Origin of the sequence: uncultured Enorma sp. (genome assembly GCA_905210055.1) — a bacterium.
In the GTDB taxonomy this organism is placed as follows: domain Bacteria; phylum Actinomycetota; class Coriobacteriia; order Coriobacteriales; family Coriobacteriaceae; genus Enorma.
In genome coordinates this window covers 1-11,164 of sequence record CAJLVH010000055.1, presented here as the reverse complement: position 1 = coordinate 11,164, position 11,164 = coordinate 1, and the positions used below count along the sequence as shown (strand labels likewise).

General features: G+C 62.1%; 8 protein-coding genes. 1 reads left to right on the top strand and 7 read right to left on the bottom strand.

What is annotated here, in order from left to right:
* Nucleotides 1–31 precede the first annotated feature (31 nt).
* Complete coding sequence (locus tag QZ079_RS05025) at nucleotides 32–322, top strand: GNAT family N-acetyltransferase (RefSeq protein WP_291289610.1); 291 nt, start codon at nucleotides 32–34, stop codon at nucleotides 320–322.
* Nucleotides 323–479: 157 nt separating this feature from the next.
* On the opposite strand, the gene rpsJ is transcribed toward QZ079_RS05025, so the two are convergent.
* From rpsJ to QZ079_RS04990, 7 genes are all read right to left on the bottom strand, one after another.
* Nucleotides 480–788, bottom strand: coding sequence for a 30S ribosomal protein S10 (gene rpsJ / locus QZ079_RS05020; protein WP_291289611.1), 309 nt, complete (start codon nucleotides 786–788; stop codon nucleotides 480–482).
* Between the two features lie 63 nt (nucleotides 789–851).
* Nucleotides 852–2,975, bottom strand: a complete 2,124-nt coding sequence (gene fusA, locus QZ079_RS05015) for an elongation factor G (RefSeq protein WP_297035890.1) — start codon at nucleotides 2,973–2,975, stop codon at nucleotides 852–854.
* 18 nt (nucleotides 2,976–2,993) lie between these two features.
* Nucleotides 2,994–3,467 (bottom strand): 30S ribosomal protein S7, encoded by a 474-nt coding sequence (rpsG, locus tag QZ079_RS05010; RefSeq protein ID WP_291289613.1) that lies wholly within the window; start codon nucleotides 3,465–3,467, stop codon nucleotides 2,994–2,996.
* 75 nt (nucleotides 3,468–3,542) lie between these two features.
* Nucleotides 3,543–3,920, bottom strand: a complete 378-nt coding sequence (gene rpsL / locus QZ079_RS05005; RefSeq protein WP_291289614.1) for a 30S ribosomal protein S12 — start codon at nucleotides 3,918–3,920, stop codon at nucleotides 3,543–3,545.
* 332 nt (nucleotides 3,921–4,252) lie between these two features.
* Nucleotides 4,253–5,143: a CPBP family intramembrane glutamic endopeptidase gene (locus QZ079_RS05000; protein WP_297035885.1), complete on the bottom strand. Its 891-nt coding sequence runs from the start codon at nucleotides 5,141–5,143 to the stop codon at nucleotides 4,253–4,255.
* A 171-nt stretch (nucleotides 5,144–5,314) separates the two neighbouring features.
* Entirely contained in the window at nucleotides 5,315–7,570 is a 2,256-nt protein-coding gene (locus QZ079_RS04995) for an InlB B-repeat-containing protein (protein WP_297035882.1), read from the bottom strand.
* Nucleotides 7,571–7,877: 307 nt separating this feature from the next.
* On the bottom strand, nucleotides 7,878–11,164 hold a 3,287-nt coding region (locus QZ079_RS04990; RefSeq protein WP_297035880.1), incomplete at its 5' end, for a DNA-directed RNA polymerase subunit beta'.

Genomic DNA, 11,164 nt, shown 5'->3' with positions numbered 1-11,164 from the left:
CCCCCCCTGCCCCGTCTTCTAGGAGACACCGATGAGCGAGAATATTCAGCCGAATTTCCTCGTCGAAAACCATGCGATCCGCCTGCGCGCGGAAGACGGCAGCGTGCTCGCCGAGGTCACCTTCCCCGCCTGCGGCGAAGGCGTCGTCGACATCAATCACACCTTCGTCGATCCAAGCCTGCGCGGCCAGGGCATGGCGGGCAAGCTCCTGGAAGCCTGCGCGCACGAGCTCGAACGCACCGATCGTCGCGCACGCCCCACCTGCAGCTATGCCGTAGGTTGGTTCGAAAAGCATCCTGAGTGGGCGCACCTTCTCGCCTAACCGCCGCTGCCACCGGGTAACACTTTGGGGACGGGGTCAAAAGTGTTACTTTCAACACTTTTGACCCCGTCCCCAAAGTGTTAAGCGCCAAAGTGTTGCAAAAAGCCCGCCTCCCTTGCAGGGGAAGCGGGCTTTTCAGCGTTATGCAGCTACAAGCTTAGAGCTTGATCTGGATGTCCACGCCGGCGGGAAGGTCGAGGCGCTGGAGCGAATCGACGGTGCCGCTCGTGGGATCGAGGATGTCGATGAGGCGCTTGTGGGTGCGCATCTCGAACTGCTCGCGCGAGTCCTTGTCGACGTGCGGTCCCTTGATGACGGTGTAGAGGTTGCGCTCGGTGGGCAGCGGCACGGGGCCGGAGACGCGGGCGCCCGTCTTCTGGGCGGTCTCGACGATGAGCTTCGCCGACTGATCCACGACCTCATGATCGTAACCCTTGAGGCGGATCCTGATCTTCTGGGTAGACAACGTTACCTCCTTGATGTGCGAGACAATCCTCGCGATTGATACCTACTTTACGATCGCGAGTGATTACGCGTTGGCACCAGACTTGCTGATGACCTCGTCGGCAACAGACTTGGGCGCCGGCTCGTAGGAGTCGAACTGCATCGTGTAGGACGCGCGGCCCTGAGTCTGCGAACGCAGGTCGGTCGCGTAGCCGAACATCTCGCCCAGCGGCACCTTGGCGCGGATGACCTTGTTGCCGGAGCGGTCGTCCATGCCCTCGATCTTGCCGCGGCGGCCGGAGAGGTTGCCCATGACGTCACCCATGTACTGCTCGGGGGTCTCGACCTCGACGGCCATGACGGGCTCGAGCAGAATCGGGTCGGACTGGCGCAGGGCCTCCTTGATGGCCATGGAGCCGGCGATCTTGAAGGCGGCCTCGGAGGAGTCGACCTCGTGGTAGGAACCGTCGAAGAGGGTCACCTTGACGTCGACGACCGGGTAGCCGGCGATGACGCCGGTCTGGAGCGCCTCCTGGATGCCCTTGTCGATGGAGGGGATGTACTCCTTCGGCACGACACCGCCCACGATACCGTTGACGAACTCGTAGCCGAAGCCCTCTTCCATCTTCTCGAGCTTGATGACGGCGTCGCCGTACTGGCCGCGGCCGCCGGACTGGCGGACGAACTTACCCTGGGCGCGCTCGACGTCGTGGCCGGGAGCCTCACGGTAGGCGACCTGCGGCTTACCGACGTTCGCCTCGACCTTGAACTCACGGAGCAGACGGTCGACGATGATCTCGAGGTGCAGCTCGCCCATACCAGCGATGATGGTCTGGCCGGTCTCGTGGTTCGTGCGCACCTGGAAGGTCGGGTCCTCCTCGGCGAGCTTGGTGAGCGCGATGCTCATCTTGTCCTGCTCAGCCTTGGTCTTGGGCTCGACAGCGACGTCGATAACCGGATCGGGGAACTCCATGGACTCGAGGATGATCTCGTGGCCCTCGGCGCAGAGCGTGTCGCCAGTGGTGGTGTTCTTGAGACCCACGGCAGCGAGGATGTCGCCGGTAGAAGCACCGTCAACGTCGACGCGGTCGTTCGCGTTCATCTCGAGAATACGGCCGAAGCGCTCGCGCTGGCCGTTCGTGGCGTTCACCACGTAGGAGCCGGCGTCAACGTGACCGGAGTACACGCGGAAGAACGTGAGCTTACCAACGTAGGGGTCGGTCGCGATCTTGAAGGCAAGCGCGCTGAACGGCTCAGCGTCGTCGGCCTTGCGGGTGTCGGTCTCGCCGGTCGAGGGGTTCGTACCCTCCACAGGCGGCACGTCGAGCGGGCTCGGCAGGTAATCGACGACAGCGTCAAGCAGCTCCTGCACGCCCTTGTTCTTGTAGGCGGAGCCCACGAGAACGGGGTTGAGCTCGTTGGCGAGCACGCCGGTGCGGATGGCGGCCTTGAGCTTCTCGACGGGGATCTCCTGCTCCTCGAGGATCATCTCCATGAGCTCGTCGTCGTAATTGGCGGCGGCGTCAAGGAGCTCCTCGCGCTTCTCGGCGGCGATGTCGGCGAACTCAGCCGGAATCTCGGCCATAGCCTCGGGATAGGTCATGCCCTTATCGTCGGCCTTGAAGTCCCACGCGGTCATGGTCACGAGGTCGATGACGCCCCAGAAGTTATCCTCGGCGCCCATCGGGACCTGGATGGCCACGGCGTTAGCGTGCAGGCGCTCCTTCATGGTGTCGATCGCGTGGAAGAAGTCGGCACCCACGCGGTCGTACTTGTTGATGAAGGCGATGCGCGGAACGTTGAAGTTGCGCGCCTGGCGCCACACGGTCTCGGACTGCGGCTGGACGCCGGCGACGGCGTCGAACACGGCCACAGCGCCGTCGAGAACACGGAGCGAACGCTCGACCTCGGCCGTGAAGTCCACGTGACCGGGGGTGTCGATGATCTGGATGCGGTAGGCCGGACCCTCGCCCGCCTTGCCGCCCTTGTGCCAGAAGCACGTGGTGGCAGCGGAGGTGATGGTCACGCCGCGCTCCTGCTCCTGGATCATCCAGTCCATGGTAGCGGCGCCCTCGTGAACCTCGCCGATCTTGTGGGTCTTGCCGGTGTAGTACAGAATGCGCTCGGTCGTGGTGGTCTTACCAGCGTCGATGTGCGCCATGATGCCGATGTTGCGGGTCTCGGCAAGGTTGTACTTCTTCTTAGCCACTTTCAATTCCTCCCAGAATTACCAGCGGTAGTGCGCGAACGCGCGGTTGGCCTCGGCCATCTTGAAGAGGTCCTCGCGACGCTTGATGGAAGCGCCGACGCCGTTGGAGGCGTCGAGGATCTCGTTGGCGAGGCGCTCGGCCATGGTCTTCTCCTTGCGGGCACGGCTGAAGTTCACGATCCAGCGGATGGCGAGCTGCGTGGAACGGCGGGAGTTGACCTCGACAGGAACCTGGTAGGTGGCGCCACCGACGCGGCGAGGCTTGAGCTCGAGCGTGGGCTTGACGTTCTCCATGGCCTTCTTGAAGACGGCCAGCGGATCCTGGTCGGACTTCTGCGCAACGATGTCGAACGCACCGTACACGATGCGCTCGGCGGTAGCCTTCTTGCCGTCGAGAAGGACCTTGTTGATAAGCTGCGTCACGAGACGGTTGTTATACACGGCATCCGGCATAATCTCGCGACGATGAGTCTTAGATGCACGACGCGGCATGATAAATCTCCTCTAGCGTGGATTTCGTCGCGCTGCCTACGATATGCGAGGCGGCGCGCAAGCGATATGGGTCTGTTACTTCTGCTTAGGACGCTTCGCGCCGTAGCGGGAGCGGGACTGCAGGCGGTTGTTCACCGCAGCGCAGTCGTAGGCGCCGCGGATGATCTTGTAGCGCACACCGGGCAGGTCGCGCACGCGGCCGCCGCGGACGAGCACGATGGAGTGCTCCTGCAGGTTGTGACCCTCGCCGGGGATGTAGGCCGTAACCTCGATACCGTTGACCAGACGAACACGGGCCACCTTACGAAGAGCCGAGTTCGGCTTCTTGGGAGAGGTGGTGAACACGCGGGTGCACACGCCGCGCTTCTGCGGGTTGTGCTGAAGAGCCGCGTTCTTGGACTTCGCGGGCTTGGACTTGCGGCCGTGAAGGACCAGCTGGTTAATTGTAGGCAAAGCGTACTCCTTCTTCTGATGATTCCAGCTTGTATACTAGGTGCAACGGCTTGAATCGAGGCGTCAGCATCCACCTTCGAAACACGCAAGGCGGTACATTACGCGCGCGGGTATAGCTTGTCAAACACCACGCGTCCGGGCGTATCCTTAATTTGGACAAATCTCGCGGAATCTCCATATTTTAGAGCGTAGCAGCACGTAGCACGGTGTTTCACTTCTTAGCAGTCGAAGGAACGCCGCGCTTCATGCGAATCTGGTTAGCAGTTCTCGGCAAGCCCGACCTGCACGATGCACAGCACATGAACCCCTCGCGGAACCCTCGTCAATGCGATTTACGAAGAGGCGGCAGGCCGTCCCCCGCGGTCGTGCAGGGAAATCATCGCGCCAAGTGAGAGCACCGCACCGACCGCAAGCTCGACCCAGAACGGGAGCCAAGGCACCAGGGTGTACAGAACATCCGACCCGAGCGTTCCCATAAGGTTGTAGACCGCATGCATGAGCATCGCAGGCACGACCGACCCGCTCCGATGCACCACATAGCCCATGAACAATCCGAGCACGAAGGTATAGATGCCCTGCACGAGGTTCCCATGGAACAGGCCGAACGCGAGCGCCTGCAGCACATTCGCGACCACGAACGGCACGCCGGCACGCTTGAGATACGTGAGTCCCAAACCCCTGAAACCCGTCTCCTCGACAAGCGGCGGAAGCACGATCGTCGAGATGAACCACATGATGCCGTAATCCAGCAGGCCGGAATCGCCCACGAGTTCCTGGTACTCCTCCATCGCAGCAGGGAGCAGCACCATGACGAGGATCATGATGAACGTCGTGACGAACTGCATACCGATGCCAAGGAACGCAGCATCGAACCAGGCGCTGCGCGCGACACCGCGCACGCAAAATGATACCTGTTCGAGTCGCTCGACCGAAGGCACCATCTGCGTCGCCCCACGACCGTGCCTTCGCATGACGAGCACCCACGCGAACACCGGCAAACCAAACAGCGCGTACACCAGCGCCGAAAAGAGGTTCAAGTTATCAATGAGAAACCCGTATGCCTCGGCAAGGGCCTCGTATCCACCGGTTCGGAGCGCAACGGATTCAATCACGCCCAAGATAACCCCGCTTACCATATTGGGAAGAAGGATCATCAAGCCGAACGCTGCAAGAGCGAGCAATACACTTTTTATGCGGTATCCCAATGTTGAAGCGGTAGGCATACGGCCCCCTTGGTTGCATGCAATCCACCCGATGGTATCACGGATTTCCCGCACGCAGTAGCATGACGCACCCGGATATGGCACCGGTGCTTTGTAAACGCAGACGTGGGGTCGAACCACGCGATTCGACCCCACCGCTCAGCCTACTCTTTATAAAAGGTTCGGAAAATGCTACTTGCGCTTGCGGCCTATCACCGCGCCCGCGACAAAAGTCACCACTCCAGCTGCGGCAACAGCAGCGGTCGCGAGCGTGCTCGCATCGCCCGTCTGCTCAAGCGTGCCACTGGCAGGTGGCTCACCCGAGGGTTGCCCGCCGGAAGGCCGTCCAGCGACCCGCTCCCACTTAGCATAGAGCGTAAGATCTGCAGTAACGGCAGAAGTGAAGTCGTACGGCTCAGACGCATATGCGCCGTTCACGAGCTCATACCAACCCAAGAAGCGATACCCAGCGCACTCGGGATCCTGGGGCTTCGATACTCCCTGACCGTTGGGAACCTCGACGGAAGCGTTCGCGGTGCCTTTAAGGCAGTCGTCGAATGTCACTGTATGGGTGACCTGTTCGATCGGCTTTGTGACGCCGCCCTGCCCATCGTTAAAATCTTGCGCGTCCTGCTCGTTCTGGAAGAGCCAGGTGTGCCCGTCTTCGTCAATGACCTTGTAGCTGCCGCCGTTCGCAAGCGCCTCGGCTTCCGTCGGATACACATCGCACGTGCCATCTTCGTTCACCACGACCGCGGCATCCCCTACGAGATACCCCTTGATGCTCGCGTCTGAGAACGCGCCGCTCGACACCTCGACCGTCACCGGGGTTGCATCGGGGCGTGCGGGATCTACCAGCTCTTGCAGCGCGCTCCCCTTGTCGCTTGTATAGGTTCCACCTTGGATCTCAACGTTGACTGTACGGTCTTTATAGCCGCCATCCACATAGATTGCCGCACCGGTCTCAGCGATGCCGCCAGTCGAAGGGATGCCCGCGGGATCGTTCTCTCCCTTCGCATGAATAACGCTGTCGCCACTCATGACAAGCGAGCCACCTTTGATGCCGATACCCGTGCCCGCCGTGATCTGCGTGTCGCGCACGGTAAGCGTGCTGTCGGCAGCCGGGAAGTAGACGCCCATCACATCGTCGGGCACGGTGATCGTACAGCCGTCGAGCGTGACGGCATTCTTCGTGTTGAGACCGTAAACCTGGATGCCGGCACCGCCGCTGTTCCGCATCGTAAGATCGACGTTCTCAAGCGTGAGGTTGGCACCGTCCATCCCGTCCTTATCGGCAACCATGATGATTACCGCATTCTCCGATGTAGAGGTCGAAACGATCGCGCCGTTCATGATGGTGAGATCGGCTCCCGAACCGGCGAGGCTCACCACTGCGTCAGCATCCGAGGTGACCGTGCGCCCGTTCAGGTCGATCGTGGCAGCGAAGCCGTCAACCGAAATTTGAGCGTTCGCATCTTCATACAGCGTCAGAGTATCACCATCGGAAAGGGCGCCGAGCGCCGTCGAGGCAAGCTGGTAGTATTCGATGCTCCCATCGCTCTTCACGATTTTCGCACCGGCAGCCGCTTCGGAATCGAGCGACGTGACGTACCACGCCCCATCGCGCTCGATGCACTGCATATTCGCGGGGAGCACCGTTGCAACGTCGCTTTCGAAGCGACTCGTGAGCGTCGCCCCACTCGGCAGCTCACCTTCCACGCCCTGGATGGTGCCACCGAGCAGTTCGAGGGTCGCCACACCTGTATACGCCTTGACGTTTCCCCGCAGAACCGGCGTATCATAATCGCCCGCTACGCCAATCGTAAGCCCGCAAACACCCTGCGGGGATCCCTGCGTCATGTCAACAGCGACGCCTCCATCTGTCGAGACGAGCGTACCGCCAGTAATGGATGCGGTCGCGTTAAGCTGAAGGCTGAGCGGCACAGGAGCGGAGAGCGTTCCACCCGTCATCTTGAACTCCGCGCCATGCGCCGTCATACCGACCGCAGCGCCAGTCGAATTGCTCACAGATCCGCTCTTCACGGTTATCTTCGAATTGCGACTTGTACCCGTCTTAATGGTATACGAACCGGTTCCCGAGATGGTTCCGCCACCATTCGGGCTGCTGTCCTGAATTTCAAGCGCGCTGCTTATTCCCATTCGAATCGAATGGTCGGCCATGTCAAGCGTACATCCGTTCAAGTCGAGTACGACCGTGCTGTTCGCAACCAACGACAGATTATCCGTTGCTGTGATATCGTCAGCAAGCGTAATCGTCGAGGGGTCGTCGGCAGGCGCACTCTTCACCGCACTGACCAGCTCCTCAAAGCTGTCAACTTCGACTTCCGCCGCATACGCCATACGCGGCGCCAGCACGACGAGCATCGCAGCGACGCTGATGAACACCGCCGCAACGAATGGCTTCAGCGTTCTTCGCACGACATCCATTATTACCGCCTTCCACCCAACACAATCGGGCTATTGCCCCAATTATATGAAGGCTATCATGAACCCCCTCCCCTGTCAAAAAGAAGCCACTCGTATTGCACTCGGCGCATGCCCGCAGGCACGCATCGCGATTCCGTCCATTGCAAAACCTAGTCTCACCCCAACCGACCTCGGCAGTCGCCTTGCGCGCGGCGGAAACGCAAGCAACAAACGCCACCTCCCGATGGGCTCTCATCGCGATACAAGATGCGACCCGCCCTCATATGAAGGCGGGTCGCATGCGAGCAAGATTTCCGGCAGGTCGAGGCTACTCCTCGTCCTCGCCGTCTTCGGATACGTCACCATCCACGAGCTGGTTCAACAGCCCGTCGAGTGAGGCCATGTCCTCGTTGATGACGCCAGACGCCGCGCTGTTCGCGGAGCTGTCCGCCGGCGCGCCGATCATCTCCTCGTCGGAGTCGAAGTGGTGGCGCGGGGCGCTCGTGCCGAGCAGGATGTCGTCCGGACCGTCCGGGCTGAAGACCATCTGCAGCAGCTGCGAGAGGACTTCCTCATCGGCGACGTCGTCGTTGTTGTCGAGAATGAAGAGCAGGTTGTGCTTCTCCAGGCCGTCGCGCAGCTCCTCGATCGCCTTCGCGCCGATACCGTCGATGCGCAGCAGATCCTCCTCGCTCTTGCCCACGAGGTCGCCCACGGTCTCGATGCCCACCTCGCTGAACTTGTTCGTCCAGCGCTGGCTCACGCCGAGGTCGTCGAAAAGGTAGAGCTTCGCGTCGTCGGCGGAGATAGTGCGACCGTTGCGGGTGAACGAACCGTCGGCACCGCTGTAATCGTCGTAGCCAGCCCAGTCGGACTGCAGCGGCAGCTGCTCGTCGAGCTCCTTGAGCTCCTCGGGCGCCCAGTCGGGCAGGCTCTGGCTCCTGGCCGACGATGCACCGTCGCCCACCGCGACATAGCCCTCGGGCGTGCGATACGTGAGCGTGGCGTTCGAGTACGGCTTGAGGCCGGTACCAGCGGGGATCTTCTTGCCCACGATGACGTTGGACTTGAGGTCGAGCAGGTGGTCGACCTTGCCTTCGATCGAGGCCTGGGTGAGCACGCCGGCCGTGCGGATGAACGACGCGGAGGACAGCCAGGAATCGATGTTCGAGGCAACCTTGAGCGTACCCAGGATCACCGGCTCGGCCACGGGCGCCACGCCGCCCATACGGGCGACGCGCTCGACCTCGTCGGCGAACTCGTAGCGGTCGACGTACTCGCCGAGCAGGTACTTCGAATCACCCGGGTTCGTCACAGCCACGCGGCGCAGCATCTGACGCGCGAGCACCTCGATGTGCTTGTCGTTCAAGTCGACGCCCTGGGAGGTGTAGACCTCCTTCACGTTCTGCACGAAGGTGTGCATCGTGGACTCGATGTCGGTGAGCTTGCGGAGGTTGCGGAAGTTCACGAAGCCACGCGTGATCTGGTCACCGGCGCGCACCTCGTGGTCGTACTCCTCGCCCGCGCCGAAGCCCGGCATGAAGCGCACGCCGGAGGTGATCTCCTTGCGGTCGATGACGCGCGTGGAATCGTCCACGTCGGTGATGGTGATGACGTACTTCGAACCCTCCGTGCGAATCGACAGCATGCCGGAGTGCGAAGCAAGCTCAGCCTCGCGGCCGAGGATCTTCTCGTTCACGTTGCCCACGATGTCGAACATACGCGAGACGGTCGGGAGACCCTGCGTGATGTCCTCGACGCCGGCGACGCCGCCGGAGTGGATGGTACGCATCGTGAGCTGCGTGCCGGGCTCGCCGATGGACTGCGCGGCAATGATGCCCACCGCGGTGCCGATAGCGACGGGGCGACGGGTTGAAAGATCCCAGCCGTAGCACTTCTGGCACACGCCGTACTTGGAGCGGCAGGTGAGCAGCGCCCTCAGCTTCACCGAGGTGAGACCCGCGTCGATCATCTTCTGCAGGTCCGCCTTGCTCTCGATGTAGCCGTCCTTGTGGAAGAGCACCTCGCCGGAGGGCGCCACGACGTCCTCCACGAAGCAACGGCCGATGAGGTCGGTGTTGAGCTCGGGCTCGTCGTTCTCGTTCTCGACGAGCTGCAGCTGGTAGGTCACGCCCTCGGTGGTGCCGCAGTCCTCCTCGCGCACGATAACGTCCTGCGCCACGTCGACGAGACGACGCGTGAGGTAACCGGAGTCGGAGGTGTGCGACGCGGTGTCGACGAGGCCCTTACGGGCGCCGTACGTCGAGATGAAGTACTCGAGCGGCAGCAGACCCTCGCGGAAGTTCGCCTTAATGGGAAGGTCGATGGTGTCACCGGACATGTCGGCCATGAGGCCGCGCATGCCGCCGAGCTGGCGCAGCTGGGTCTTGGAGCCACGGGCGCCGGAGTCGGCCATCATGTAGAGCGGGTTCTCTTCGTCGAACATGTCGAGCATGAGCTTGGACACCTGGTCGGTCGCGCTCGTCCAGGCGTTGACGACCTCGTTGTGACGCTCAAGCTCGGTGACGTAGCCCTCTTCGAAGTTCGCGTTGATGCGGTCGACGTCGGCCTGGGTCTTCGCGAGAATCTCGGGCTTCTCCTCCGGGATGAGCGCGTCCCACACAGAAAGGGTGAGGCCGGCACGGGTGGCGTAGTGGAAGCCGGTGTACTTGATGTTGTCGAGGATCTCGGCGACCTGGGCCTGCTCGTAGCGGTCGCAGCAGTCGCTCGTGAGGCGGCTCACGTCGCCCTTCACCATCTTGTAGTTGATGAACTCGTAGTCGTGCGGCAGGCACTGGCGGTTGAAGATGATGCGACCGATCGTCGTCTCGAAGCGGGCGGTCTTGGAGCCCGTCACGTCGAGATCGAGGTACTCGCCGCCGTTGTTCACGCGGAAGGCAAGCGTGCCGTCCTCGTTCACCACGTTGGCGTCCGCCGCGCTCACGCGCACCTGGATCTTGGCCTGGAGGTCGATCTCGGCGCGGGCGTCGTAGGCGTTGAGGGCGTCATCGAAGCTCGCAAAGATGTGACCCTCGCCGGACAGGCCGTCGCGCTCCTGCGTGAGGTAGTACACGCCGATGATCATGTCCTGGCGCGGGGTGTTCACGGGCTTGCCGGACGCCGGCGAACGCAGGTTGTTCGAGGAGAGCATGAGCACGCGGGCCTCGGCCTGAGCCTGGTAGGACAGCGGCACGTGCACCGACATCTGGTCGCCGTCGAAGTCCGCGTTGAAGGGCTCGCAGACGAGCGGATGCAGGTGGATAGCCTTGCCCTCAACGAGCACGGGCTCGAACGCCTGGATGGAGAGGCGGTGGAGCGTCGGTGCGCGGTTGAGCAGCACGAGGCGGCCGTCGATGACCTCTTCGAGGATGTCCCACACGAAGCTGGCGTTGCGGTCGATGGCGCGCTTCGCACCCTTGATGTTCTCGACCTTGCCGAGCTCCACGAGACGCTTCATGACGAAGGGCTTGAAGAGCTCGAGTGCCATGGTCTTGGGCAGACCGCACTGGTGCAGCTTGAGCTTCGGGTCGGTAACGATGACCGAGCGGCCGGAGTAGTCGACGCGCTTGCCGAGCAGGTTCTGGCGGAAGCGGCCCTGCTTGCCCTTGAGCATGT

Coding starts and splice junctions, on each gene's coding strand:
- QZ079_RS05025 (WP_291289610.1), top strand. CDS start 32: ATGAGCGAGAATATTCAGCCGAATTTCCTCGTCGAAAACCATGCGATC.
- rpsG (WP_291289613.1), bottom strand. CDS start 3,467: ATGCCGCGTCGTGCATCTAAGACTCATCGTCGCGAGATTATGCCGGAT.
- QZ079_RS05000 (WP_297035885.1), bottom strand. CDS start 5,143: ATGCCTACCGCTTCAACATTGGGATACCGCATAAAAAGTGTATTGCTC.
- QZ079_RS04995 (WP_297035882.1), bottom strand. CDS start 7,570: ATGGATGTCGTGCGAAGAACGCTGAAGCCATTCGTTGCGGCGGTGTTC.